The sequence below is a fragment of the Pseudomonas sp. 37 R 15 genome (assembly GCF_900004865.1).
GTDB classification, from domain to species: Bacteria; Pseudomonadota; Gammaproteobacteria; order Pseudomonadales; family Pseudomonadaceae; genus Aquipseudomonas; species Aquipseudomonas fluorescens_AM.
In genome coordinates this window covers 16,282-42,522 of record NZ_CVTV01000009.1, presented here as the reverse complement: position 1 = coordinate 42,522, position 26,241 = coordinate 16,282, and the positions used below count along the sequence as shown (strand labels likewise).

The following is a 26,241-nucleotide window of genomic DNA, read 5'->3' as shown; positions in this document are numbered from 1 at the left end:
ACATACCTATCGTGCCCTCTACATAAATTGATTGCTCGATATCAAAACACTGCACTGGAAGTGCCTCCCAGTGGATTAATATGGATGCTATCTAGAACAGGTGCACGCAGTTTCGATGTTGGAAGGGGATTTCTGGTCGCAACGTGGCTCCTGGCCTTATCGGCAGCCGACGTATGTCCGCCCGAGATGCGAAAATAGACTGATCGCCCAATGAAGGGCCCGTTCGGCGGAAATGCTCCGTCAGGGACATGACGATGGACAGTAAGACAGAAGCAGCGACGCCCGACTCGACCATGGATGCGTCGATTTTCCAGAGCACACTTCCCAACGCCGAGAAGCTCGAGCAGGCACGTACACAGTTGCTTGACCTCTCAGCGCGAAATCGACTCCTTAATATGCCGCGATTGAGCCGTACCTCGGCGATTGCGATCGTCGATGAGAAGACATCCGAGGTCTATCGCCTCCTCGTTCGGGAGGGAAAGGCGTTTACCTTCCTGGCCGGCAAGGCGGCAACTGATGAGTCCGATAATGATTCGGCAGCCGACGATGCAAAGCCGGCCAAAGACTCCGATGAAATCGACCAGCTTGCCCAACCCGACGACAGCGTCGACGAGAGGGGCGTGCTCACCCGTCACAGCGACACAAAACTCCAGACTCGCCTCACGGGCAAGGGTCTGCAAAAGCATCTGCTCGAGCTCTACCTGAACTCAAAGACACTCGAGGAAGAGCAGGGCGTCAACGTTCTCTTTGCCTCCCTTGGCGCCCTCAAGTGGATCGATCCGAACAATGCGGCCAACGTTCGCCATGCGCCCCTGATCTTAATTCCGGTCGAGTTGAACCGCGGAACGGCGGGCGAGAAATTCCGACTCAAGGCCCGCGCTGAAGATGTCGCATCCAACCTGTCGTTGGAAGCGTACCTGGACCGCATCCACAAGCTTCGTATGCCCGCCTTCGAAGCCAGCGACAGCTTTGACATCGATGCCTATTTTGCAGAGGTCGCGGCTGCGGTGGCGGACAAGCCCCAGTGGGAAGTGCTGCCGGATGAGATGACCGTCGGGTTCTTTTCGTTTGCCAAATTCCTGATGTACAGAGACCTCGACCCTGCCGTGTGGCCCAAGGGCAACACACTCGTCGATCGCGCACTCATTAAGGGCCTGCTCTCAGACGGCTTCCCAGGTGGAGAGGGAATGCTCGACGAGAGCGCCAACATCGATCCGGTCATTTCGCCGGCGGACATGCTCCACATCCTCGATTGCGACAGTTCGCAAGCCATTGCCATCCATGAGGTGCGTCGCGGTCGCGACATGGTCATCCAGGGCCCTCCTGGCACCGGCAAGAGCCAGACGATCGCCAATATCATTGCGTCGGCTATCAAGGACGGCAAAACGGTCTTGTTCGTGGCCGAGAAGATGGCTGCTCTGGAGGTGGTAAAACGGCGCCTTGACGAAAAGGGCGTGGGCGATGCGTGCCTGGAACTCCATAGCAACAAGGCCAATAAGCGCGCGGTACTCGATGAGCTGCGACGCACCTGGGATCTCGGAGCCCCGAAGCCAGCTCCCACGGGAAGCCTGATTGCTCGCCTGACCGAAGCGCGGGACGAGTTGAACGGCCATGTGGCCCGGCTGCATGCCGTCGACCCAGCATCCAGTCTGTCCTCTTTCCAGGTCATGGGCCATCTCGCACGCCTGCGGCAAGCGGGGGTGATGCCCAATGATGTCGTTCTGGAGGGGATCGAAGCTTGGGGGGCGGATGGTTTCGAACGGCGTCATGCGCTTCTGAATGACTTGGTCACACGGATCGAGATCATCGGCAGACCCGACGACCACGCCTTTACCGGGGTGGGCATCGAAGCGATGCTGCCCACCGATCGTGAGCGTCTCGTCGCCCGTATCGAAACGCTGCGCGGCCAGCTCGAGGACGCCCGGCAGTACATGAATGCTACTGCCAGTTTGCTGGAAGCCCAGCCTCCGTCCAGGCTCGACGAACTGGCCGCTGTCAGCGCACTCGCCCGGCGCATCAGTGTGGCGCCTGTGCTTGATGCCGACGCCATGGCAAATGACGGTTGGTCGAACGTATCAGCGGTCGATACATTGCTGGCATTGGGTCATCGCTATGCCGCCTTGCGCCAGTCGCTGTCGAGCGAAGTCAATGTCGAGGCGTGGGACGAGGACACTCACGAAGTGCAGCAGGCGCTCACCGAATGCCCTGGTGACTTCGATGCGGACGCTGTTCGCCGCCTCTGCGCCGTCCGCGACGCCATCCCGGCGTTATTGCAGGCGGGCCGCGGTCTCGCTCACGCACTGGGCCGCGAATGCACGCCGACCGCTGGGGAATTTGCCCGCCTCGCCAAGATCGGCGAGCGGGTTGCAAATGCGCCACCGGCAAGCGCCGAAACGTTCGCTTCCGAGCTATGGGACGGCGGCGTAGAGCGGGCCGGGCAGATCGCCCAGACCGCTGCCGACCTCGAAGGGGTTCGTACGTCACTGGCAGGTCAGCTCCACGAGCTCGCCTGGGATATCGACGTAGGTCCCGCCCGCGCCGCGCTCGCGGCCAAGGGCACGAGCCTGTTCCGCTTCCTCAGTGGCGACTGGCGTGCAGCCAACAAGCTCATGCGCTCGGTCCTGGTTCAGCCCGCCCAACCTCTCCCGGTGACCCTGGCTTCTCTTGATACCCTGATCCGCGGTCAGGAAGCGCGGCGCGTGCTGCGCGATGAAGACAGCTTCGGCAAGGCTGCCTTCGCTGAAGACTGGCAAGGCGATCGCTCGGCCTCCGCGCCGCTGGTGGCTCTGGTTGAATGGATGCGGTCCTTGCGCGGGCTCGGGGCAGAACCCCGCCTCATCGCATCCCGCGGTCCTGAGAAGGATGATGTCGCCCGGCGTTCGAAGCACGTAAGCCTTTTGCTCTCCCAGGTCGCTCCCGACCTGTCCGGCGTCCATACCGATTTTCTTGCACAGGCAACGCAGGTGTTCGGTGACGCCACCGCGCCTGAACAACTCGACCTCGAGTCGTTGTTGCAGCTCGCCGTCCGCCACACGAACGCTTGGTCGACGGCCAGCCGCTTCCTGATTCAGCCCCCCACCAGCGCAGCATCAGCCTGTGCCATTTTTGAAAGGCTGGACGCGGGACGCGAGGAGCGCCAGGGCGTACGAGATGGGTATAGCCTCGGCCACGCGCTGTTCGGCTCCGCGTGGCGAGGGCTTGACAGTGATTGGGACGCCCTCTCGACAGCCGCTGGTTGGCTGAAAGTCAATGGAGACATCCGCGCGCTGGCCGGTCGAGTCAACGAGCGTGAGGCGCTCATTCCTCGCGCCAATGCTCTTGACGAGCAGGCCGCGCATCTCGCCACGGCCTTCCACTCCATTGCAGATGAGCTTGCACTCAATCTGTCAGCCAGTGTCGGTGCGCCGCGGATCTATGAGGTGCATTTGGATTCCCTGGCAGCACGGCTATCACGCTGGGTTACCGAACAGGAAGAACTGCACCGGTGGCTGGCCTATCGCGATCGTGCTGCACGAGCCATTCGCGACGGTTGCGCGGATGTCGTCGCCAGACTTGCCGATGGACGGCTATCGACGACGAGCGCGGTCGCTGCGTTCGAGTTCGCTTATTTTGAAGGGCAATACCGTCGGGTGCTGAAGGCTGAACCGGCTCTGGGCCGCTTCGATGGCGTCGCCCACGGCCATATCGTCCGCGAGTTCGCCGATCTTGACCGCCAGCGCATCGCAGCGGCGGCAGGCGAAGTCGTTCAGGCTCACCACCAGAATGTTCCTCGAAGGGACAGTGGTTCGATTGGCCCACTCGGGGTGCTTCGGGGGGAAATTCAGAAGAAGAAGGGTCACATGGCCTTGCGAAAGCTGGTCGAACGCGCGGCCCCTGCGCTCACCGCCCTGAAGCCGGTCTTCATGATGAGCCCGTTGTCGGTCGCGCAGTTCCTGCCGCCGGGCGCACTGGAGTTCGACCTGCTCGTGATGGACGAAGCGAGCCAGATCCAGCCGGTCGACGCCCTGGGTGCGGTGGCTCGCGCCAAGCAGGTAGTTGTGGTCGGTGACCCTCGTCAGCTACCGCCAACCAGTTTCTTTGCCAAGCTCACCAGTGGCGATGAAGACATCGACGAGGATGAGCCAACGAAGGTCGGCGATGTTGAAAGCATCCTTGGCCTGTTTACCGCACGCGGCCTGCCCATGCGCATGCTCCGCTGGCATTACCGTAGCCGCCACCAGTCGCTCATTGCGGTCAGCAACCGCCAGTTCTATGAAAACAAGCTGTTCATCGTGCCCAGCCCCTGGACTCAGGAGGGTGGGCGGGGCCTGCGCTTCCACCCTGTTCGGGATGGCGTCTTCGGTTCACCGGTAAAGAGCGTCAACGGGCCCGAGGCCAAGATAGTCGCTGAGGCTATCGTCCAGCACGCCCGACTGCACCCGAAGCTGTCGTTGGGTGTGGCAGCGTTCTCTGCGTCGCAAAGCCGCGCCATCTTCGACGAGCTTGAGGTACTCCGCCGTGGTTTGCCAGCGGAGGTGGAGGCGTTCTTCAACCGCCGCAACAGTGAGCCGTTCTTCATCAAGAACCTTGAAAACGTCCAGGGTGACGAGCGGGATGTCATCTTTATATCGGTTGGCTATGGACCGACCGTACCGGGCGGCAAGGTACCCATGCGTTTCGGGCCTCTCAACAACGAGGGCGGCGAGCGCCGGCTCAACGTGCTGATCAGCCGTGCCAAGCAGCGATGCGAGGTGTTCTCCTCGATCACCGATGAGGACATCGATCCCGCATTTTCCGCCAGCCGCAAAGGGATCGAGGCGTTCCGCATCTTTCTCCGCTATGCCCGCACAGGGAAGCTCGACACGGCGGCCGTCACGGGACGGGACTTCGATTCCATCTTCGAAGAGCAGGTTGCAGCAGCGCTCGAGGCTCGGGGATACAGTGTCCAGCGTCAGGTGGGCCTGGCCGGGTTCTACATCGACCTTGCGGTGACTGATCCGGAGCGCCCAGGTCGCTTCCTCCTGGGCATCGAATGCGATGGCGCGTCGTACCACAGCGCTCAGTCCGCCCGGGACCGTGACCGCCTCCGCCAGCAGGTTCTGCTTGATCATGGCTGGAACCTCCACCGCATCTGGAGCACCGATTGGTTCCAGCGTCCCCAAGAACAGCTCGACCTTGTCTGCCGGCAGATCGATGCAGCGGGTGCTGCGTTCGACGAGCGCTTAGCCGAGGAAGTCCTTTCAGTTGAGCAGGCTATCGCTGCAGCCGCCATCGAACGGGAAGTGAGGGCTGAAGACGGTGATTTCACCTTCGAACCGTATGTCGAAGCGAGCCCACAGCGGCCAACACATCGTTCGGAAGAAATCCACGAGACTCCGACAGGCATTCTTACCGAGATAGCGGTTGATGTTGTGCGCATCGAAGGGCCCGTGCATACCGATGAGGTCGTGTCCCGTGTCCGTGATGCCTGGGGCGTCAAGCGAGCTGGAAGTCGCATTCAGGACGCCGTCGAAAGGGCAATCGATGTGGCTGTCCGCCAGAACTCCGTGGTTCGGGACGGCGCCTGGCTCGCCATCGCCAGCGCACCTGTTGTTCCACGCGATCGTTCGCAGGTATCTTCACTGGCGCTCCGCCGGGCGGAGTACCTACCGGAGGCAGAACTTGCAGAGGCTATCGTCATCGTCGTAGCGCGTAACTTTGGCGCGAATCGCGATCAGGTCATCGAACGCGTTGCGCGCGCCATGGGCATCCGAGCTATCTCGGCCCCGGTACGAGAGCGTGTGGCGGAGGTGGTCGAGCAGGCCGTCGTCTCTGGTCGTTTGGTCAATGAGGAAGGCCTCCTGAAGATTCGGGAGTAGCTATCTGCTTGGGGCGTCCTGACCGAGGCTAGCGTGTCGTAAGACATCTGCGATCGGTGAGGCGCCCGGCAACACGATGAGGATTGCTGGGCAGACCGTTATTTGGCATGCCAATCTGAGCAGCAGCCTTTTGTATGCGTAACGTCTGACAAGCACATGTGCCTATCGGCCAGAGCCTGGGCTTCGCCGAACCCGGCACCTTCTGGCGCGCATTCAAACGCTGGACCGGCCAGACGCCAGCCCAGTGGCGATTGCAGAACGCGGCGAACCTAGAAGTGCAGTGACCGATCGAACCACTTAAAGGCGCTTGGCTCTCATACGCCTGAACGTAATTCCCTTCCCTCAAAGGAAATTCAGCTCGTGGGATTTCGGCCGCTTCACCGGTGCCGGCAGCGTTGTGGCGGCCCTTCCACACAAGATTGGGGCTATCTGTTTATCTAACCTGTGGTTGTGTGATTTTTTTGAAGGGATCTGGGCATGCAGTGGATGTGTCTAATAAACAAGGGGTGATTCAGAATGGCCTTTTGCCCTCTGGATGTGATATTGCTTTGCGCTAAATTGACTAGCGAAAGGAAATGCGAATGTCTGGTTCTGGCGGTAGCTATCTGGGTCCATCCACACCCACCACTTCCTGTACGGCCCTGCAGTTTGATACCCAGCTTGCTTCACCAAAAGCGCAGGTGGTTGGACAGTTGAGCGTCAACGACATCCTCGACATTGTCTTTTCGCAGTCTGGCAATCAGCAGGTCGTCTCCGCACTGTGGAACGGCGCTGAGGCAGGAGGGATTGTCGACCCACATCTGAACCAATTGCGAAGCTGCATGAGCCAGGGCGAACAGTACCAGGCACGTGTGCTGCACATTGGTGGCGGGCAAGTACGCCTTCGCGTTTACCACATCTAATTGCGAGCAAAGAGAGCTCTATGATCACCATCGTAGGAGGCGTCTACCGAGAGCGTTGCATGCGCCCGGCGTGGGACGATATTTATGGGTCGGCAGGGCGGGCAGCGACGGCGATTGCCCGTTTCGGTGGACAGGCGGAATTACACGCATGTGTAGATGGCAGCACCCAGATCGTCGTTGATGCCCGCGCAACTGCGGAAGGTTTCCAGTTCAATGCCACAGCTGCGCAGGCAGGGGTGACTTTCGAGTATATCCATGGTCTCGCCAATCCAGATATTCGACGTGGTACTCACGTCAAATCGGAGCTGCAGATTAGCGCCGAGAAGGTACTTCGATTCGGCATGATCGATGGAACGGCAGTAGTTGATGCTGAGTACGCGGTGTTTGACCCACAGAATGCCGACGGTACGGAGTCCTTCAGGGCCAATGGCTCTGAAGCAAAGCATCTGGCTCTGGTCCTGAACCGCCACGAGGCCAATCAGTTGGTGCCTTCTTCCAGTGGGTTAACCGCACAAGAGCTCGCAATCGTGCTTGCCGAGCAGGAGCGCGCGGAGGTGGTTGTCATCAAGATAGGGCCGCTGGGTGCCTTGGTCTATGACAACGGCGCTATCTCGACGGTACCTGCATACCGCACTGAGCGGGTATGGAAGATCGGTTCGGGAGATACCTTCGCCGGCCACTTTGCACTGGGCTGGATGGACAAAGGTCTTTCGGCTCACGATGCAGCCTCGATTGCCTCCATAGCGACGGCCTTTTATTGCGAAAATCAAGGCTTCCCTGACCCGGCTTTGCTTGCTGGTTTCAAGCCGTACCCACTGCAACCGTCAGCCCGGTATCGCGATGGCTACGCCCCTAAGGTGTACCTCGCAGGGCCATTCTTCACCCTCGCAGAGCTGTGGATGGTCGGGCAGGCACGCAGAGACCTGCTGGCAATGGGGCTAGATGTATTTTCCCCATACCATGACGTCGGTCTTGGTTCTGCTGAGGACGTGGTCGAAAAGGACCTTGAAGGGGTGCGTAATTGCGACGTTCTCTTTGCGATTGGTGATGGGCTCGACTCGGGTACAATCTACGAGATTGGCTATGCTCGGGCGTTGAACAAACCTGTAATTTTCTACGCGGAAAATGAGTCCGAACAGGACAAGAAAATGATGGAAGGCTCCGACTGCCGCATCACCGATGACTACGTCAGTGCGATCTATCAGACGGTCTGGGAAGCGGTAGTGCTATGAAGACGGGATTGTTGTTGTCCGGCGGGATGGACTCCTTGACGATTGCCTGGTGGAAGCGGCCGGACATCGCGTTCACCCTGAACTACGGTCAGCTCGCGGCGCAGGCCGAAATCGAGGCTTCAAGGACGATCTGCCAACAGTTGGAAATCTCTCATCATGTGATTGAGATTGACTGCCGCCAGCTTGGGTCGGGAGATATGGCAGGTAGCCAAGCAGACAGCCTGGCTCCAGCCTCGGATTGGTGGCCGTACCGGAACCAGATGTTGGTTACGCTGGCGGCGATGAAGGCAATCTCGTTCGGTGTTACGCACCTGTGGTTGGGTACCGTGAAATCGGACGGCTTCCATAGGGATGGCTCGCCAGAGTTCATGTCGGCGATCAGCCATCTGCTTTCCCTGCAGGAGGGCGGCATGGTGGTTGAAGCTCCTGCAATAGAGCTTTCTACTGCTGAGCTTGTCCGCAAATCGGGCATCCCTGCGAGTCTCCTGGCCTGGGCGCACAGTTGCCACAAGTCGCATGTTGCGTGTGGTAACTGCCGCGGCTGCAACAAGTACATGGAAGTGTTTCAAGAGGTGGGGTATGACTTGGATCGACTTGCGTGACCCTATTCCAAAGCTGGCGTCTGAGCGGTATGAGCCTTTCGAGTGGGAAATGGGTGATGTCTGCCCGCTCCCTGTTTCCTCGGAGGCATTAGCCCGGCCGTTCGGCGAGGTTTTGGATGCGCGTGCGTCTCATCGCGAGTTCGGCGTCATCGATGACCAGCAGCTCGGAGCCTTCCTCTGGCATGCCTGCAGAACTCGAGGTTCCGATACGTCAAACCTGGGTTTTGATCTGGAGCATCGAGCTGCCCCTTCGGCTGGCGCGATCCATCCTATACACATCGTCGTTAAGCGGCCCGAAGATAATCGATGGTGGATGTATGAGCCCAGGGCCCACCAACTGGTGGAGCTCCGACATGCGACCGGCAAGCTTGCAGGCCTTTATGAACTCAGTCTGCAGGTTCTGAATAGTGATGAGGCAACACGCATTCTATTTCTCGCAGAGCCCGGAAAAACATTGGGCAAATACCAAGATGGTTGCAGCCTTGTTTGGCGTGACGCGGGGGCGCTGCTCGCAGTCATGGCATTGACTGCGACAGCCCAGGCACTCAACTTCTGTCCGCTGGGCATTACCGGTGAGCCGTGGGCTAGTGCCCTAGCCGATCAGGGAAAGCTGGCCGGGGTTGGCCTTGCTCTTCTTGGCTCGGCTGCGAGAGCCTGATTCAGGTGAGTGGTACCCCATGCCCATGATGCTGTGCACGGTGGCGGGCGATGACATCATCTCCAACCACATCAGGGCATCGAGCTCCGATGCTCTGACGCCAAGACCTTTGCTGAAGCGGATGAACTGCTCTTCGAGCTCCAGGTAGTGCCGCTCAACGGTCAAATTGCCTTCGAAGAACCTACCCAGTAGCCCCGCGCGAAGAATGTGAATGTCCAGGATGGCCACATCGTCCGCATCCAGCCAGTTACGGGCAACCCACGATGCGGTCTTGTAACCAATGCCTGGAATATCCAGCAGCCAGTCGCGCAGCGCTTTGCCGGAGCCTAACGGAGGCCGTTTAGCTGATAGCTTCTGGAGTGCCGCGCAGAGGTAGCGGGCCTTCTGTGCGGCGAAACGGTATCGTACTTGGCGACCATCGATAGCAAGGGGCTCTTTCAGCCACTCAAGCAGGCTTTGTTCTGAGGGTGGTTGCTCGCCAAAGGCACCGCGTTCTTTGACGTGGTGAAAGGCGGCGAGCCCGACGCTAGCGGGGATGCCATGCCCCCCCAACAAGCACGCGCCGACTTCTTCCTTCAGTGTTGCCCCGAGCTTGTAGTTGATCCGATCGCCAGTGAGACGGCGTGCGTACACTTGGTAGGCCCAGTACGCAGGGGTAGGGAACGCTTCCATGGCCCCCCACGGTACGCCCGGAATAACTTCTGCGTCTGCTTTGGGCAGCTCGACATTGAAGACCGCTTGGTCCATCAAAATAGCGCCTAATTGCATCAGGCGGCCTCCTCGGCAATGCCGTAGTGTTCATGCATCCATTGCAGTAACTCGTGTCGCTCAATGGGATCTAGGCTCTCGATACGAGCACGGAGCCTGGTTTGGCGACGCTGAATGGTTTGGCGGTCTCGGAATGTTTCGCCCATGTATCGGCTGTCGTGCAAACGGCTGGGAGGTTCGTAGTTCATCCACACCGTTTCTTCGCGCAGCTCTACATGGGTCTTAGCCGGAAAACTCACCTTGCGCCACCTGATGAGCTCGCGGTTGTAGAGATCACAGTCATAGCCCGAAAGCATCACTTTGCAAGGTAATGCGACCAAGCACCGCAGCAAGCGGATGTGGTCCTCTTCAGAGTAATCGCAGCGATAGACCTTTGCTCGACGGCGGGTGTTCGGAACGTAGGGTGGATCGATATAGACCAACTCCTGGCCTTCGAACGTATACCCTTCAAGGAAAGTAACGGCGTCGACTTGGTGGAGTTCGCAGGTATCTGGACACTCTGCTTTCCACCGCTCAATGACTTGGGCGTCGAGGTCCAAGCCAATGTTCCGCTGCGCAGCCTTTTTGTTGCGCATGACTGCCCCACCACCAAGGTGGGATTCGATGTATGTCTGATGCGGTGGCATCAGGTTGATCAAGCGCTGGTAGCACTTGCCTTTTCCGCCTGGATATCTCATGCGCCAAGCATCGTCAGAAATGACGATGATGTCAAGGCGAAGCGCCGAACGGCCACCATGCGTGGAGTTGGGCTGAATGAAGGCAGCGTAAACCGCGATAGAGGGGTCGCCCGCCTTATCTCTATGGCAGCCCTTGGCCGATTTCTGCCTGTCTCCAACGTCGGCTATGGGTTGAGTGCCGCCGGTGACGAGGGGCTGCAGTCGACCCATTGCAGACTGTACGGAAGCAGGGCCTGACCATTTTCTCATCCTGAACGGCTGTGTGAGCAATGGTGCTCAGAAGGATGTTCGTACTCGCTGCCATTCCTTCCAGCACTCCTCTGGAACGATGTCTCTATAGCCCCGCTCTTTTTCCATTGCGAAGGCAGCACTGAACGGCACTGCTGTCGCGGTTGCATTATCACGAATTTCAAGCACCTCAGGCTCGCTGAGTGCTGAGCCTTTACAATCCTCTGCCGCCTTGAGCAGTGCAACAAGCGCCGGTACGAAAACGAGACATAGCGGATCTGTAGACAATGGTTAGCCCCTAGCGAAAAGGTAATTCGCATTCAAATGCAGATTATAGACCTGAGCGAGCACACGCAAAGCTCAAGCCCTTTGCTTCTTCAGACAGTCGCGGCGATCAACTACAGGTCTAAGCCGCCGATGCAAATGGCCGCTGTTGGCCGGAAACGGACGTTCAGGGCGCCAAATGGTTTAGCAGTGGCTCTTACTCACCAGCCTTGTAATGGGCACGCACGCGCCTTTTTTGAGCGTAATTCGAACGAAGTGATCGCTTGCTCAAGCGGCTTCTCAAGCAGGCCCTGAATGATTGGGGTATCCAATGCATATGGACTTGTGAAAGAGCACGCATTGCCGGATAATCCAAGCACGTTCGTCATTCGACGACAAACGAGCAACTCCTATACCTTCCCCATCATTGGAAGGTGACGGTCGAGGACCTACCCCCTGAGGCGACTCAGGGGGTGGATAGGTCCCCGATAGATTCAGTCTTTCGCTTTATAAGCCTTTTGTGCTCGAGCATCCGCCTCTCTCAGCGGACGAATTCTTTCAATCGCTTCACTTGCATATGGGTAGTTGCTGACTTTAAAACTACCGTTTTTTCCTTCTAGATTCTCTCGGATTTTCGCTGTAATCACCGTGTTGAGAAGCATCAGCAACTCTCTGTCTTCGGAGATCAACGCTAGTCGACTGTAATAATCGAGTAAACGCATGCACTGATCACATCCTGGTGCCTTGATGTCCCACTGAGTGATGAGATTGATACCGTCTAAAAAGAACTGACGATCAGCAGTTTTTAATGTATCGGCCTGCTGGCTGAGGAAAAAACCCCGTTGCTGCTTGGCCTGATGAAAAGTGAAAAATAGAACAACAATAAGCGATAGCGATCCCGCAAATGCCGACGTGTGACCTCCAAAGAAGTCCCCTAATTGCCCAAGCTCTGATAGATTAAGGCTAGACGAAAAACTAATATTTAGATTTCTATATCCAGCAAAAATCATGCTTGCGATTGGAAAAATCGCGAAAAGACTGACCATCAAGAGTAGATAAATCATCCAACGTGGCGTTTCTTTTAGATAGCTGTAGCGCATGGTTGTACTGACTGCCTATAGATGAATTCTGATTGTCGGATAAAGCTCTGTTTAGACCCATTAAACTATCTAGTCATTTTGACTGCATGCGGATCGGATTGCACATTAGCTTTCAGCTTGGGCATTTGACAAGGGGGGGCTGCTGGCAGGTCAGGATCACTGCAGCGGATTCTCATAAAGAGGGGGTGGGTTCCCTCTGCTCCCTTAGATGCCCCTGAAGCGATTGTTGTGGCCGATAGCCGGCTGTCGCTAGAGGCTGCTGTCGGCCCATTACCGCCCTTCGCGGAGGACGGCAATCAGCTGCCATTGCGGATGCATGGATTGGGTCACGTTTTTTACGCAACACGCATGTGATCTAATGCTGATGAGTCTGTCCGCTCCCTCAGTTCGAGGGCTGCGATCTGCCCAGAGCAGTCCTAAGATCAAGGCACTGAACAGAGAATTGTTATATTAGGATAGATGGCGTAAAGGCCCTACCCGTGCTACACAACGAGCCAACAGATGGCTTGTCGCTATCAGATACGAGGTGGGGCAGGGATGCAATTTGTAACGAACGGTCCAGATATTCCAGATGAGCTGCTTCAGGCCCATGAAGAAGGTAGGGTCATCTTCTTTTGTGGGGCCGGTATTTCTTATCCGGCTGGGCTTTTGGATTTCAAAGGTTTGGTGCAGCTCATCTACAAGGAGGCGTCGACCACATTCGATAGCGCCGAGCAGAAAGCTTTTGATAACTATCAGTTCGATGCCACGTTGGATCTACTTGAGCGTCGCTTGCCGAACGGGCGCGCCGCAGTTCGAGAGGCTTTGGCGCGGGCTCTCAAGCCCAACATCCGACTCAAGGGCGCGACAGACACGCACGCAGCATTGCTGAGGCTGGGAAAGAGCCGGACCGGTGAAGTGCGTCTTATAACCACAAACTTCGACCGGGTGTTCGATGCCGCAGGTCGGCGCACAAAACAGCGTTTCAATTCTTACTCAGCCCCAATGCTTCCCTTACCCAAAAAAAGCCGATGGGATGGGGTCGTTTATCTACATGGCCTGCTGCCGGATAAACCAACCATTTCAGAACTTAATCGACTGGTCATCACCAGCGGTGACTTTGGACTTGCTTATCTGACTGAGCGTTGGGCTGCCCGATTCGTAAGCGAATTGTTCCGCAACTACGTCGTTTGCTTCGTCGGGTACAGTGTCAGCGACCCGGTTCTGCGCTACATGATGGACGCGTTGGCTGCTGACAGAATGCTGGGAGAGATTACCCCTCAGGCATGGGCATTTGGATCTTGTGCGTCAGGAGAGGAAAGCCAGAAGACCGCTGAGTGGAAGGCGAAAGGGGTTTCTCCCATCCTGTACAACACTCAGCCTGGGGCGAACCCGCATAGGGGGTTGCACCAAACGCTGAAAGCTTGGGCAGAGACATACAGTGACGGAACGACGGGTAAGGAGCGGATAGTGACCACTCACGCTCTCTCCAGGCCTTCGGCCAGCACCCGGCAAGATGATTTCGTGGGGCGTCTGCTGTGGGCGCTTTCTGACAAGTCAGGGCTGCCAGCGCGCCGGTTTGCAGATTTCAACCCTGCTCCGTCCTTGGAGTGGCTGCTGAGCGCCTTTAGTGACCCCCGGTACTGCTACTCGGATCTCGCGCGCTATGGTGTTCCTGCTCACGCTGAACCTGATCCTAAGCTCAGCTTCAGTCTGGTTCAAAGACCTTCGCCTTACCACTTGGCAGCGCCGATGATGCTAGGAAGTGGGCGCACGGGTCACTGGGATAATGTGATGTTCCAGATCGCTCGGTGGCTTGTTCGGCATCTCGACGATCCAGACCTTCTACTTTGGCTTACTACTCGGGGCGGATCTATCCACGAGCGGTTTGCATTTCTTATTCAGGATCAACTGGGGCGCATTGCCAAGCTTGAGAGCGAAGGAAACACCGCTGAGCTGGATGCGCTTCGCAAAAGCTCACCTAACGCGATACCTGGTCCTCACATGCGCAAGCTGTGGGGACTGTTCCTGGCTGAGCGGATCAAGTCACCTTGGAGAGACCTAGACCTCTATAGCTGGTTGGAGCGGTTGAAGCGAGATGGTCTGACTGCCAGTCTTCGACTGCAACTCAGGGAGCTGCTTTCGCCAGTGGTGTCGATCTCCCGGCCGTTTCGACTTTCAGAAGATCAAGATGTCTCAGCAAAACACCTGCGCGATCTGGTGAACTGGGAGTTGGTTTTAGTCTCCGACCATGTGCGATCCACGCTCTCCGAGTCGTCTCGTTCGGAGTGGGCACCGGTCTTGCCGTTGCTGATTGAGGATCTCCAGGCATTGGTTCGTGATGCGTTAGATCTTTTGCAAGAATTGGGAAGTGCCGATTCCTTCGAGGATCGTTCGTATTGGGATCTGCCGTCTGTTAGCCCTCACTGGCAGAATCGTGGTTTCCGCGAGTGGGTCGTGCTCGTTGAGCTGCTACGGGATTCGTGGCTGACTAATTTCGGAGAACATCCTCAGGTTGCGGCGAAGATCGCGCACAGGTGGTTTGAGATTCCTTATCCAACCTTCAAACGCTTGGCATTCTTTGCAGCCAGCCAGGACGGTGCCATTCCTGCTGATGAATGGGCTGAATGGCTACTTGTCGAGAATGGTCATTGGTTGTGGTCCACCTCTACTAAACGCGAGGTCTATCGGCTGCTTGTGTTGCAAGGGCGGATGCTGCCCCTTGCCGCTCAAGAAAGGCTAGAGGCGGAGATTCTGGCCGGGCCTCTCAGGGCAAATTTCGTGGAAGACATTACGGATGATCGCTATCGGGGACATGTAGACAGGGCAGTTTGGAGGGCCTTGGCGAAGCTTCAGTACAGCGGGCTTATACTGGGTGATCAGGCTCAGCAAAGACTTGATGCGCTGTCCGCAGCCTACCCACATCTACGCTTGGCAGACAATGAGAGTGACGAGTTTTCTCATTGGATGAGTGGGACCGGAGACCCTGATTATCAGCAGCAGCGTGTTGTCAGGCCTGCACCTTACAAGCGTGAGGCACTGGTCCAATGGCTTCGAAATGTCCCGGCAGCTGATGAGTATTTCGATGAAGACACCTGGAGAGATGTGTGCCGAAAGCACCTTCTCAACAGCTTGTATGCTTTGGGTGACCTTGCGGAGGAGGGTCAATGGCTCTCGGGGCGCTGGAGGGAAGCTTTGCAAGCATGGAGTGACTCTGGCATTGCTCGAAAATCATGGCGTTATGTTGCTCCGTGGATCAATAGGATGCCGGATCGTGAACTTGAGCAGATAGTTCATTACGTAACTCGATGGCTTGATGAGGTATCCAAATCAGAACTTCAAGATATGGATATGTTTTTGGGGCTTATCCGTAGGGTGATGCATCTGCCCCTGGACGCGGATACGGGGATGACCAGTAACGGCGAACCGATCAATCAGCCAGTCACTGAAGCCATCAATCACCCCATTGGGCACGTTACCCAGTCTCTGTTGAATATTTGGCAGAGATCAGGCCTCAACGACGGTGATGGTCTGCCAGAGTGGATGGAGCAGATTTTCACCGAGCTGTGCGACTCGCACGTGGAGCGATACCGTCATGGCAGGGTTCTGCTTGCTTCCAGACTTATTGCTCTGTTCCGGGTGGATGAGGTATGGACAAGGGCAAATCTGCTTACTCATTTCAGTTGGGCTCGCAATCCTGCTGAGGCTAGAAGCGTGTGGGAAGGCTTCTTGTGGTCGCCGCGCCTGTACCGCCCACTTCTGTTGGCCTTCAAAGCCGATTTTCTCGATACCGCGAGCCATTATGCGGATCTGGGTGAGCACGGGGAGCAGTTCGCGGCAATTTTCACTTATGCAGCCTTAGGCCCACTTGAGGGGTATACCATGGAGGAACTCCGTGAGGCCTTTGCAACGTTTCCACTGAAAGCGTTACAAGAGGCGGCTCAAGCCCTATCACAAGCGCTGGAGGGTGCAGGTGAACAGCGGGAGGAGTATTGGCAGAATCGGGTCCTGCCTTTTTGGCAACATATCTGGCCAAAATCCAGGGACCTAGTGACATCCAACATTGCTGCATCATTGGTCCGGATGTCCATAGCGGCAGGAAAACAATTTCCTGACGTCCTAAATGCGATTTACGACTGGCTGGTGCCCATCGAGCATATGCACTATGTCATCCACATGCTTCATGAATCAGGTCTTTGCACAGTTTTCCCTGAAGCAGCGTTACGCCTGCTGGCTGCGGTCGTTGACGAGCAGGATTGGCCGTCTTCTGAAATTCGCCCTTGTATGGAGGCGATTGCAGAGCAGCAGGCGAACCTTGCTCAACGTCCTGAGTACCGCAGTTTGATGGAGTACATGCGTCGCCGTGGCCAGGCCTAGCGTGAAAAAACCGATGCAGCGGCTGAATTGATTTTTTTAAAAGGAAGCGGGCTGCGGAGTAATTGAATGAGTGTTTCTAGCCGGTAGCTGACTCTGGGTTACGGCCATCATAAACCTATACTTTCGTTAACGTTGAAGCTTAACGACAAGGCAGGTTTACGATCACTACGGGCTTCACGGGGCGTCCGATACTGGCCGATAGCGGTCTACGAGGTTGGACCGTACTCAGTCATCCCATAACGCTTTTGGATCAAAAAAATAAAGCTGCCTAGGGCCTAGACGGCCCCAGAAAGCCTTTTACCTAGTACCGCAGGCGTATTGAGCCCACTCATCCATCATTGCTCGTCGCTTCTCGAACAAATCACCTCGAAAGTACGCAGCCTCGGCCTTGTCCTGCCGTATGTGAGCCAGCGCCTGCTCGCATACCTCCCGAGGATAATGCGTCGATTCCGCCGCCCAATCTCGAAACGTTGATCGAAAGCCATGCACGGTCAGATCAGTACGATTCATCCGACGCAGTGCCATCAACATCGATGTATTCGAGAGGTGGCTACCACTCTTAGCCCCGGGAAAGAGGTAGGCGCTTCCTGCGAGTTGTTTCAAGCCGCGAATAAGCCCACATGCCACCTCGCTTAAAGGGACCCGATGCTCCTTGCCTGCCTTCATCCGCGCGGCCGGAATTTTCCAGACTTTGTTCTTAAGGTCCACCTCGGCCCAGGTAGCGCCAAGCACCTCACTAGTCCTGCAAGCCGTGAGTATCGTCAAAACGATCGCGCGGCTCGATAGTTCTTCCCTGAGCATGAGCATTTTCATGAACTCAGGCATTTGAGCCCAAGGCAGGGCAGGGTGATGAACCACGGTCTGGACCTTGCCTCTGGGTGGAAGCAGCTTGTCGAGGTGTCCTCGCCACCGGGCGGGATTTTCGCCCTCTCTTAAACCGCGGGCCTTTGCCGCGTCGAGTACCATCTCGATACGGTTCCGGACGCGAGATGCGGTCTCCGCCTTGGCCTCCCAGATTGGCCTCAGCACCTGCAGCATATGCTCAGTGGTGATTTCCTCGGCCGGAAGGTCTCCAATGAACGGGTATGCATAGGTGATCAGCGTGTTTTCCCATTGTTGGCCATGCTTGGCATTTTTCCATCCCGCGCGATGCGTTTCGATGTACTCCAGTGCGAGCGCCTTGAAGGTTATCGAGCGCGCGAGTTTTTGTTGTGTCTCGCGTTTCTTAGCTAAGGCTTCTTCATCTCGACGGGCAAGCGGATCTATTCCTTTGGTGAGCAGCTGGCGTTTCTCATAGGCAGCGTCTCGCGCCTCCTTCAGTGATACAAGGGGAAACGCACCAAGCCCCATCTCACGTCGTTTACCTTCTAGCTGATAACGTAGAACCCAGTACTTCTTACCACTGGCCTTGACCACAAAGCGGAGCCCTTGACCATCTTCGTACGTACCGGATTCGACAAGGTTTTTGACCTGTGCAGGATTTAGCTTACCCATGATCACTACTCTCTACGGACGACCCATGTTCCCCCATTCGTTACCACATTTCCACTCGGACGCAGTGAGATCTGATGGGACTACGTTGGACGATTTAGATCGTAAAGCTTTTTTATTACAGAGGGTTACGGTATGGGGTTGGATGCCGTTGAATGGCATTCAGTAGGACTATCTCTCCGCCATTACATGAAAAAGCCCCGTAGCTGCCTAAGCTACGGGGCTTTTCCGTTTGGGGCGTTGAGCTATCAACCCACGGTTAGCTCAAGCGCTCATTCGCCTTGCGATAGAACTGATCATGCTCCCGCTTATCCACGGCCACCGCGACGACGGTAATTTCCTGATCGATCACTTGATAGATCAGCCTGTAACCGCTACTGCGTAATTTGATCTTGTAGCAGTCAGGGAGTCCATGCAGGCGATTGGCTTCGTTGCGGGGTTGTTCAGAATCTCCACCAGCTTCTTCTTAAGCTGCTGGCGGAGGGTGTCGCCGAGTTTTTGCCATTCCTTCAATGCGCGTGCATCAAAATCGAGGCTATAGGTCATCTAACGAAACCTTCACTCGCTGGGGAGATGCCAAGCGTTCACGTACCGTGGACATCAAGGCTTCATCCGCCTGCGTCATCAGCACGGGCTTGAATGGCAGTTGACCACGCTCGGCGACGTACTGTAGCGCCTGACGCATCAGCTCTGAGGGCGTGACGCCGAGCTTCTCCAATTCGAGATAGGCGCGAGCTTTCAGGTCGTCATCGATACGAACATTGATAGATGCCATGGAAAAAGTCCTCCTGTAATGACGTTGGTCATTACACTGGATTAGGTGCGTCCCTTTGGCAGGTCTGTGTGGACATACGGCAATCGCTTTCATTCTTTGATCCTACTTTTTACCCTTCGGTTTTGCTGGCGACTTTTTATCCGTTTCCTTGACCGTCTCCCTCGGCCGTTTCTTTGCCTCACCTTCTGTCACGTATTCCCCTGTGACTGCATCACGATATCTCGTTGGCATATAAGCTCCCTGGCAAGTACGTCGCCACTGCGGCGACCCTTCTGAGGCTAGCTTAGAGGCTTGGATGCTCAAGTTTCACTGCGGGAATTCTCGTTACCAAGCCTTTGCGAAATGGTCGCTTACGTTCTGCGGGATAGGTAGTTAGATAAATAACGGCCTGAAACAAAAAAGCCTGCCGAGCTCAATGCTCAGCAGGCTTTTCAGTGTGTTGTCTGGTCAGGCCGGTTGAGCGGCCAGGCGATTGCTGATGTTACGACCCAGCACCAACACGGTGACGAAACCTGCGCCCACCAGCGCTGTGGCCAGGCTCAACAATACCGAAGTACCCAGGTGGTCAACGATCTGTCCACCAAAGAACGAGCCCAGCGCAATGATCACTTGGAACAGCGCAACGAATAGCGGCATGCCACGTTCCACGTCCTTGGGCGCGACCACGAACATCCAGATACTGGCGCACGCCGGGAAGGCGCCAAAGGCGAAGCCCCACAGCGCGATCAGCATCGTGGCGCCGATCATGCCGGTGGCGAAGTAGGGGAACAGGGCGGTGCTGGTGCCGATCATCAGCGCGACCAGCAGCAGGGTGTGACGCACGCTGCGGTTGGCGGCGAAACCGGCAAAAATATTACCTGCCACACCGGCCACGCCAAACATCAACAACAGTGAACCGATCGTTGGCCCATCGAAGCCGGCGCTGTTCTTGAAGAACGGCGCGACATAGGTGTAGGCGGCAAAGTGCGCCAGGCCGATCAGCAACACGGCGATCAGTCCGACTCGGGCACGTGGGTTGATAAACAACGCCGGCAAGTCACGCACGAGGATGGCCTTCTCCGGGTAGAGTCGAGGCAACAGGAAGACCTGCGCCAGCAGTACCGGTACGCCCAGCAGCGCGGTGACCAGGAAGGTCATGCGCCAGCCCATCAGGCCACTCAGCCAGGTACCGACGGGCACGCCCAGTACGGTGGCCAGCGTTACGCCCATCATGATGATCGAGGTGGCTTTGGCCACGTCCACTCCCCTGGGCGCCAGGCGACCGCTGAGGGCGATGGCCGTCGCCCAGAAACCACCGATGCTGATGCCCAGCAACACGCGGCCGAACAGCAGCAGGCTGAAGTCACTGGCCAGAGACACGACCAGGTTGGCGATGATCATGACCAATGTCAGGCCGATCAGCAGGTAGCGGCGATCCATTTTGCCAATGATCACCGACAGCAGCGGCGCCGCGAGGGCGGCCATGATGCCCGGCAGGGTCACCATCAGGCCCGCGTGGCCGGCGCTGATGCCGAGGTCGCTGGCAACGTCGTTGAGCACGCCCACCGGCAGAAACTCGCTGGTCACCAGGGCGAAAGCGCCCACGGCGACCGAAAGAATCGCCAACCACTGCTGTTTGACACTTTGCTGATTATGTTCGGGAAGGCCGCGAGGGGCCTGGTTGGCATTGGGCATGGCGTTCAGTTCCGGGGTAAGCGTCGCCTGAAACAGGCGAGGGGGAGGGAATTCGGAGCGATTATAGAAACCAGTGGTGGTAATTGAGCAGGCGCTCGGTTCGATAGTAATCATCAGCGCAATCGATGCGTCGCCCTGGCAGGCGCTTGGAAAACAGTAAAAGCCAGCTGGCAGTCGCGAGGTGGCGCAGTTGGCGACTTGGCTGAACGAAGCGGTGGCGTGGTTCGAGCTGTTATCAACGACGCTAGGACTTTGCTTCCAGGCCTTGGCGTATCTTTCCGAGCAGTTCGTCAATGTGAAACGGCTTGGTGATCAGGTCCATGCGTTCACCCAGGAAATTTTGCCGATTCGCTGCATTCTCGGCGTAGCCGGTCATGAACAGGATCGGCAAATCGTTGCGCAGGCCACGGGCGAAGTCAGCCAGTTCACGGCCGGTCATGTAGGGCAGGCCGACATCGGTGAGCAGCAGGTTGATCGTCAGGTCGGTTTTCAAGATAGCGATCGCTTCGTCACCGTCGGCTGCCAGGCTGCAGTGGTAACCGGCGTCTGCCAGCACTTCGGCGACAAAGCTGCGCACCGAAGGCATGTCTTCGACGATGAGTATATGTTCACCTTTGCTCTTGCCCGGCTTTGCCAACGATCGGGTGGTCACCGAGGCAGGACCTTCCGCGGCCGGGAGCATGATCGTCACTTCAGTGCCTTGGCGGGTGACGCTGCGGATCTGCGCATCGCCGCCGGACTGGCGCGCGAAACCGTAGATGGTCGACAGGCCCAGGCCGGTGCCTTGGCCCACTGGCTTGGTGGTGAAGAAGGGATCGAACACCTTGTCGATGACACTGTGCTCGATGCCTACGCCGTTGTCCCTTACCGATAGCGCGATGTAGGGACCGTCTTCCAGCTTGAGGTTGCCGTTGGAGTAGGCAGGGTAGGTGGTCACCCAGATATTGCCGCCTTTGGGCAGCGCATCGCGGGCGTTGATCACCAGGTTCAGCACTGCACTTTCCAGCTGGATCGGGTCGACCATCGCCACGGCGGCGTTATTGGTCAGCTCCAGTTTCAAGGTGATGTGTTCGCCGATGGTACGTACCAGCAGTTCTTCCACGGAACGGATATGCGCGTTGATATCGATAGGCCGCGTGTCCAGCGGCTGCTGCCGGGCGAACGCGAGCAGGCGGTTGGTCAGGCCGGCGGCGCTCAGGGCAGAACTGAGCGCGGCGTCGGCATAGCCCAGGACCTTATCGGTGCGCTGGCTTTCGATACGCTTCTTGATCAGCTCCAGGCTGGTGATGATACCGGTGAGCAGGTTGTTGAAGTCGTGAGCGATACCGCCGGTGAGTTTGCCCAGGGCGTCCATTTTCTGGGCCTGGAGCAGTTGCGCCTCAGTGCGTGCCAGGCGGGTCGCCGCGTTGGCGAGTTCGGCCTGTTGATGACGCTCGCGATGGCGGTATTCAGTCACGTCCTCGACAAATACCAGGCTCAGCTCGGCGCGGTCATAGGGCGAGATCTGCCATTCGGTTTCGCGCAGTTGGCCGTCGACTTTCATCTGCAGCGTGCCTTTCCAACGCTCGCCGGCCGCCAGGCGCAGGCACAGCTCCTGGATCACTGCATACTGGTCGCCGGCGAAGCATTCAAGCAGGGCATCGGGGTTGAGGTTGTCGTGAATCAACTGGGCGAATGCGTGGTTGCATTCGTGGACCTTCAGTTGCGCATCCAGCACTGCAATCGGCGCGCTGATATTAAAGAAGATCTCTCGAAAACGCGCCTCGCTTTGCCGTAGCGCGTATTCAGTGTCGCGCACGCGCAAAAGGGTGCGCAGCGTCGCCAGCAGCACCTCGGGGTCGATCGGGTGGATCAGGTAGGCGTCGGCCCCGGCGTCCAGGCCGGTGATGATGTCGCCGGTCTCGATGGACGCCGCCGACACGTGCACCACCGGCAGCAAGGCGGTGTTCGGGTCGGTACGCAAACGGCGCACGATGTCGAAGCCACTCATGTCCGGCAGGTTGACGTCGAGGATCAGCGCATCAATTTTTCCCGTGGCGATCAGGTCCAGCCCCTCCTGGCCCGTGCCGGCTTCGAGCACCAGGTAGTGATGGCGCTCGAGGCGTCTGCGCAGGGCGTAGCGCGTCGCGGCATTGTCGTCGACGATCAGCAGCTGGATCTCACGTTTCATCGACGTTCTCGCTGGCAATGGAGAGAGGGATAACTACAAAGAACAGCGAGCCTACGCCGGGCGTGCTTTCAACACCGACCCTGCCGCCCAGCAACTGGGCAAAACGCTTGCACAGTGACAGGCCCAGGCCGGTACCGCGCAGGCGTTTCTGCAGCGGTGAGTCGATCTGGGAAAAGTCTTCGAACAGGTTGTTGTGCAACTCGGCGGGTATGCCCAGGCCGGTGTCCTGCACCGCAAAACGGATCTCGTGTTCGCTCTCCATACGCGCCGAGACCCGCACTTCGCCCTGCAGGGTGAATTTCAGGGCGTTGGAAATGAAGTTGCGCAGTATTTGCGCGAGTTTTTTGTCATCGGTATAGAGCTTGGGCAGGCCGGAAGGCTTCTCGAAGATCAGGTCGACCGATGATGCGTCCACAATGGGGCGGAACATGCCGCGCAGCGCCGAAAACATGTCGAACATATCGAACCAGGCCGGAGAAATAGTGATGCGCCCGGCCTCGATCTTGGCCAGGTCGAGCAAGTCGTCGACCATCTCGCGCAATTCGCGCGCCGAGCTGGCGATAAACCCGACCTGGGTGTGTTGCTCCGGGCTCAACGGGCCGTCCAGTTCGTCGGCAAGCAGGCTGGTGATACTCAGGATCGAGCCCAGGGGTGTGCGGAACTCATGGCTCATGTACGACAGGAAACGACTCTTGAGGTCTGACGCCTCACGCAGTTGGTCGGCTTGCATGTCCAGTTCGGCATACAGCGCCAGCACGCCCTGGTTGGTTTCATCCAACTCCGCGCGCAGGGCATCCGCTTCCTGGCGCAGGCGTTGGATTTCGGCGGCGAGCGAGGCAGTGGTTTCAGCCATCGATGGCCTCCAGGGCAATCACGAAGACAGTAACGTCGTCCCGACCGCGGCAGAAGTCACGGTGCAGGATGGCGGCAATCAGGGCGGGGTGGCGGTGGACGAGCCCCGGATAGTCCGAAAGATTCCAGCGTGATTGCAGGCCGTCGCTGTACAGGATCAGCAACTGATCGGCCACCTGAGCATAGTCGAAGGGTTGGGCCTTGCGAAACTGCACGCCGATGATACCCGGGTGTGAGGCCAGGCCGCGCGGCTTGCCAGGCCCGATCAGGCTGCCGCCGATATTGCCGATGCCGGTAAACCTGAGCGTCTCGGCCACGGCATCGTACTGGGCCACCGCCATGGCGGCGCCACGGGTGCCGTTCATGCCGATGTGCATATCGCTCATCAGTACCGTCGAATCCATGAAGGCATTTTGTGCAAACACCTCCTCTCCCGCTCGGGCTGCCTGCTCGGCGTATTCGCCATGGCCGAGCCCGTCGGCCATCATTACGCTGAACCGCCCAGGCTCGATCGCCAGGTGCCAGGCATCACCGCAGTGAGGGTCGTTATGCAGCGAGTGCTGGCTGACGCCATAGCGAATATCCCGGGTCGTTGCGGCACGCGGCGTCAGCCTGGCCAGTATCGCCGCGCCGCGCTGATCGGCATGGGCATCGAACACCTGCGCCAGGCGCGATATTGCCCCCAGCCCGATGCCCTGGGTGCCCCCGGTGGAAAAACCGTCCACCAGCCCGCTGTCGATATCAAAGCCTTGCCCACGGTCGATGGCGATCATCTCGACGCCGCCGTTGCCGGTGGCGCGCAGGTGCAACTCACCGTGCGTGGCATGTTTGAGGATATTGCTGGCAAGCTCGGTGGCGACCAGCGCTACGCGCCCCGCATCGGTCTCATCGAAGCCCAGCGACTCGGCTAAGTGCTGGGCCGTGCGCCGGGCGTGGCCGATCTGGCTGGTATCTTCAATCAACAGTACGTGCGTGAGCGCGCTGGGAATATTCAGGCCCATCGGGTTATCGTCACGCGGGTACCCTTGCCAGGCTCGGTGTCCAGTTCAAACTCGTCTACCAGGCGCTTGGCTCCGGTGAGCCCAAGGCCCAGGCCGCCGCCGGAGGTCCAGCCGTCGGTCATCGCCAGCTTGAGGTCGGGAATGCCCGGCCCCTCATCGCGAAACGTGAGGCGTACGCCCGGGCGGTGGTCTTTCTCGATCACGGCCCAGTCCATGTAGCCACCCCCGCCATAGACCACGGTGTTACGCGCCAGCTCGCTGACCGCCGTGACCAGTTTGGTCAGGTCGATCAGGCGCATGCCGCAGTCCTGGGCCAGTCTGCGTACCAATTGTCGAGCCAGCACAACGTCCTGTTCTATCAGCACAGGGTGTGTGCCGCTGCTGGCTTGGATCATGAGTGTTCTACCCGGTCGCGCAACAGCTTCATGCCGCGCTCGACGTTGAGTGCGGTCGCGACGCCGGGCAGGGTCATGCCCAACTCCACCAGGGTAATGGCGACCGCAGGCTGCATGCCGACCAGTACGGTTTGTGCATCCATGATCCGGGACAACCCGGAGATGGTGCCGATCATGCGCCCGATGAAGGAGTCGACCATGTCCAGCGCCGAGATATCGATAAGCACGCCGCGCGCCGAGGTGCGGCTGATACGCTCGGACAGGTCGTCCTGCAAGGTCAGCGCGAGTTGGTCGTGCATGTCCACCTGGATGGTCACGAGCAAAAACTCGCCCATCTGCAAAATAGGGATGCGTTCCATGCTTAAACAGCCTTGGTGATATTGACGCCCAGGCGTTTGAGCGCCAGGGCCAATGCATCGGCGAGGTTGGCTTTGGTCACCACACCCTGAAGGTCCAGGCCCAGGTGCACGATGGTCTGGGCGATCTGTGGACGCACGCCGCTGATAATGCAATCGGCACCCATCAAGCGGATGGCGGTAACGGTTTTCAACAGATGCTGGGCTACCAGGGTATCCACGGTTGGCACGCCGGTGATGTCGATAATGGCGATCTCCGCGCCGGTGTCGACGATCCGCTGCAGCAGCGATTCCATCACGACCTGGGTGCGTTGCGAATCCAGGGTGCCGATCATCGGCAGGGCCAGTACGCCATCCCACAGCTTGACCACCGGCGTGGAGAGTTCCAGCAGTTCTTCCTGTTGGCGCTTGATCACCGACTCACGGGATTTCTGGAAGGTGCGGATGGTGTGCATGCCCAGCGCATCGAGCAGTTCGGAAATCTCCCAGAGTTGTTCGCTCAGTTGCGCCGGTTGCTCGGCGTACTCGCGTTGCAGCAACGTAAACAGTGGCCCTTTAAGGGCGAAAATGAAGCTGGCGGTCTGTTGCGAGTCCTGCCCGGCCAAGGCACGACTGTGGGACAGTTTCTCCAGGAATACTCGCGTTTGCGCCCAGTTTTCGTGGTTGGTATTTTGCGAGCCGCCTTGGTGCAGGGCGGCGCTCAACAGTTCGAGGAATTCGCGGGTCTGCTGTTTGACATCGTCACCCTTCACGTTACGCGTGGCACCCGAAGCCTCAAGGCTGGTGTTCCATTCGTCAAGGAGAGCGTTACGATTTTCATGCAGCGCCTGGATTGTGTTCGTTTGCAGAGTTGCCACGGGTAACCTCCTTGAGTGCCTCGAATGAGCTGCACGCAATTTATAC

20 protein-coding genes and 1 pseudogene are annotated in these 26,241 nt (G+C 57.9%); 7 read left to right on the top strand and 14 right to left on the bottom strand.

The genetic code is table 11. The annotated features are described in order from the left end of the window. Nucleotides 1-254: 254 nt before the first annotated feature. The 6 genes from BFQ04_RS01390 (at nt 255) to BFQ04_RS28165 (ending at nt 9,231) form a co-directional block, all read left to right on the top strand. Nucleotides 255-5,837, top strand: coding sequence for a DUF3320 domain-containing protein (locus BFQ04_RS01390; RefSeq protein ID WP_065949305.1), 5,583 nt, complete (start codon nt 255-257; stop codon nt 5,835-5,837). Nucleotides 5,838-5,995: 158 nt separating this feature from the next. Further along, on the top strand, nt 5,996-6,121 hold the full coding sequence (locus BFQ04_RS29105) for a helix-turn-helix domain-containing protein (RefSeq protein WP_218187751.1): 126 nt from the start codon (nt 5,996-5,998) through the stop codon (nt 6,119-6,121). Between the two features lie 297 nt (nt 6,122-6,418). Next, nucleotides 6,419-6,739: a hypothetical protein gene (locus BFQ04_RS01385; RefSeq protein WP_065949243.1), complete on the top strand. Its 321-nt coding sequence runs from the start codon at nt 6,419-6,421 to the stop codon at nt 6,737-6,739. Between the two features lie 20 nt (nt 6,740-6,759). Further along, nucleotides 6,760-7,971 carry a PfkB family carbohydrate kinase gene (locus BFQ04_RS01380; RefSeq protein ID WP_065949242.1) on the top strand — a complete coding sequence of 404 codons (1,212 nt, stop codon included), beginning with the start codon at nt 6,760-6,762 and terminating at the stop codon, nt 7,969-7,971. Beyond that, nucleotides 7,968-8,573, top strand: coding sequence for a 7-cyano-7-deazaguanine synthase (locus BFQ04_RS01375; RefSeq protein WP_065949241.1), 606 nt, complete (start codon nt 7,968-7,970; stop codon nt 8,571-8,573). The genes BFQ04_RS01380 and BFQ04_RS01375 overlap by 4 nt, the downstream gene beginning before the upstream one ends. Beyond that, nucleotides 8,551-9,231, top strand: coding sequence for a nitroreductase family protein (locus tag BFQ04_RS28165; protein ID WP_175413234.1), 681 nt, complete (start codon nt 8,551-8,553; stop codon nt 9,229-9,231). The genes BFQ04_RS01375 and BFQ04_RS28165 overlap by 23 nt, the downstream gene beginning before the upstream one ends. Here the strand turns inward: BFQ04_RS28165 and BFQ04_RS01370 are convergent. From BFQ04_RS01370 to BFQ04_RS01360, 4 genes are all read right to left on the bottom strand, one after another. Further along, nucleotides 9,166-9,999: an 8-oxoguanine DNA glycosylase gene (locus BFQ04_RS01370; protein ID WP_065949240.1), complete on the bottom strand. Its 834-nt coding sequence runs from the start codon at nt 9,997-9,999 to the stop codon at nt 9,166-9,168. The two genes, BFQ04_RS28165 and BFQ04_RS01370, sit on opposite strands and share 66 nt — an antisense overlap. Then, nucleotides 9,999-10,886 (bottom strand): DNA adenine methylase, encoded by an 888-nt coding sequence (locus BFQ04_RS01365; protein ID WP_256544548.1) that lies wholly within the window; start codon nt 10,884-10,886, stop codon nt 9,999-10,001. The genes BFQ04_RS01370 and BFQ04_RS01365 overlap by 1 nt, the downstream gene beginning before the upstream one ends. A 66-nt stretch (nt 10,887-10,952) precedes the next feature. After that, on the bottom strand, nt 10,953-11,192 hold the full coding sequence (locus BFQ04_RS29860; RefSeq protein WP_083217895.1) for a hypothetical protein: 240 nt from the start codon (nt 11,190-11,192) through the stop codon (nt 10,953-10,955). A gap of 470 nt (nt 11,193-11,662) precedes the next feature. Further along, nucleotides 11,663-12,268, bottom strand: a complete 606-nt coding sequence (locus BFQ04_RS01360; protein WP_139111884.1) for a hypothetical protein — start codon at nt 12,266-12,268, stop codon at nt 11,663-11,665. Between the two features lie 537 nt (nt 12,269-12,805). Here BFQ04_RS01360 and dsr1 point away from each other — a divergent pair. Beyond that, a complete protein-coding gene (dsr1, locus tag BFQ04_RS01355; protein WP_065949303.1) occupies nt 12,806-16,624 on the top strand; it encodes an anti-phage defense-associated sirtuin Dsr1 in 3,819 nt (1,272 codons plus the stop codon). 297 nt (nt 16,625-16,921) lie between these two features. Here the strand turns inward: dsr1 and BFQ04_RS01350 are convergent, their stop codons facing one another. The 10 genes and pseudogenes from BFQ04_RS01350 to BFQ04_RS01305 form a co-directional block, all read right to left on the bottom strand. Further along, complete coding sequence (locus BFQ04_RS01350; RefSeq protein WP_065949238.1) at nt 16,922-18,118, bottom strand: tyrosine-type recombinase/integrase; 1,197 nt, start codon at nt 18,116-18,118, stop codon at nt 16,922-16,924. 256 nt (nt 18,119-18,374) lie between these two features. Next, nucleotides 18,375-18,661 (bottom strand): annotated as a pseudogene (locus tag BFQ04_RS01345) (type II toxin-antitoxin system RelE/ParE family toxin). Further along, a complete protein-coding gene (locus tag BFQ04_RS01340) occupies nt 18,651-18,890 on the bottom strand; it encodes a type II toxin-antitoxin system RelB/DinJ family antitoxin (RefSeq protein ID WP_065949237.1) in 240 nt (79 codons plus the stop codon). Before BFQ04_RS01340 ends, BFQ04_RS01345 begins: the two are co-directional and overlap by 11 nt. 447 nt (nt 18,891-19,337) lie before the next feature. Continuing rightward, a complete protein-coding gene (locus tag BFQ04_RS01335; RefSeq protein WP_065949236.1) occupies nt 19,338-20,564 on the bottom strand; it encodes an MFS transporter in 1,227 nt (408 codons plus the stop codon). A 244-nt stretch (nt 20,565-20,808) separates the two neighbouring features. Then, entirely contained in the window at nt 20,809-22,734 is a 1,926-nt protein-coding gene (locus BFQ04_RS01330; protein ID WP_065949235.1) for a response regulator, read from the bottom strand. Further along, complete coding sequence (locus tag BFQ04_RS01325) at nt 22,724-23,587, bottom strand: sensor histidine kinase (protein WP_065886284.1); 864 nt, start codon at nt 23,585-23,587, stop codon at nt 22,724-22,726. Before BFQ04_RS01325 ends, BFQ04_RS01330 begins: the two co-directional genes overlap by 11 nt. Beyond that, on the bottom strand, nt 23,580-24,587 hold the full coding sequence (locus BFQ04_RS01320) for an ATP-binding protein (protein WP_083217893.1): 1,008 nt from the start codon (nt 24,585-24,587) through the stop codon (nt 23,580-23,582). Before BFQ04_RS01320 ends, BFQ04_RS01325 begins: the two co-directional genes overlap by 8 nt. Further along, nucleotides 24,578-24,982, bottom strand: coding sequence for an anti-sigma regulatory factor (locus BFQ04_RS01315; RefSeq protein WP_065949234.1), 405 nt, complete (start codon nt 24,980-24,982; stop codon nt 24,578-24,580). The genes BFQ04_RS01320 and BFQ04_RS01315 overlap by 10 nt, the downstream gene beginning before the upstream one ends. Then, on the bottom strand, nt 24,979-25,341 hold the full coding sequence (locus BFQ04_RS01310; protein ID WP_017254285.1) for an STAS domain-containing protein: 363 nt from the start codon (nt 25,339-25,341) through the stop codon (nt 24,979-24,981). The genes BFQ04_RS01315 and BFQ04_RS01310 overlap by 4 nt, the downstream gene beginning before the upstream one ends. A gap of 2 nt (nt 25,342-25,343) precedes the next feature. Further along, nucleotides 25,344-26,195 (bottom strand): STAS domain-containing protein, encoded by an 852-nt coding sequence (locus BFQ04_RS01305; RefSeq protein ID WP_065949233.1) that lies wholly within the window; start codon nt 26,193-26,195, stop codon nt 25,344-25,346. Between the last annotated feature and the right edge of the window lie 46 nt (nt 26,196-26,241).